This window comes from Oleiphilus sp. HI0079 (assembly GCF_001635105.1).
The window spans coordinates 1-773 of the sequence record NZ_LWFT01000234.1; the positions used below are offsets into that span (position 1 = coordinate 1).

General features: G+C 39.6%; 1 protein-coding gene. It reads right to left on the bottom strand.

Annotation, left to right across the window (positions count from 1 at the left end; genetic code table 11):
• On the bottom strand, positions 1 to 397 hold a 397-nt coding region (locus tag A3750_RS03555), incomplete at its 3' end, for a hypothetical protein (protein WP_156498358.1).
• Positions 398 to 773: the final 376 nt, after the last annotated feature.

Genomic DNA, 773 nt, shown 5'->3' on the forward strand with positions numbered 1-773 from the left:
TATAATCTTTTGATGGCATGGGATCGCTAACGTACCAAGCATTTCCATCAACGTTTGACGAGCATGGGCCTTTAAATGTTAGGGTCCATGTATTACTCAGAAAGCACTTCTTAGAAGTTTGAATATAAGTGTCTGTCGTTTTAACAGTATCGCCAGCAGCCCCAAAAATTTGAGTTACTGTTACTTCAGTCGCCGGACCATCAATACCACCGGCATGCTTGTTTATGTAGTAAGTCCAGTTGGATTTTAGACCACTATTTTCAAGAATGAATGAGTCGCATTTGGTAATACCATACTTATGGAATGAATTTAGAAGGCTTTGATTGTCATTTTCTGCGTAAGCAACGCTAGAAAAAATCATTGCAAAGACTGTATTGATAACGAAGTTTCTTTTCATTTGTTTCGGTTTCCTTATTTATTGTTCAAAACTAACATTTGAATATACGTCTCGCGACGCACGTCTTACGACGGTATATTTTTTTGATTGTTGTTCCTTACTTACTTGGTAGGTCCAACCTTCNTTGAGCTTCTTATCCTAAGTTGAAAAGTGTCGTTTTGGAAGTGCGTCTCGCGACGTATATCCCAATTCAGCGTACGTTTTTTTAAATCAAAAATTCTAATTGATTCAATGGTTTAAGCGGGCGTGACGCTTTTGCTTGTTTTTAAGCGTCGCAGAGACGTAAAACGGATTGGCTTTCGCTTAACAGCGGGGCTCTTCATCCGAAGCGTTCGTCGAGCTGCCAGTCAAGGGACAATAATCGGATAGGTACTAA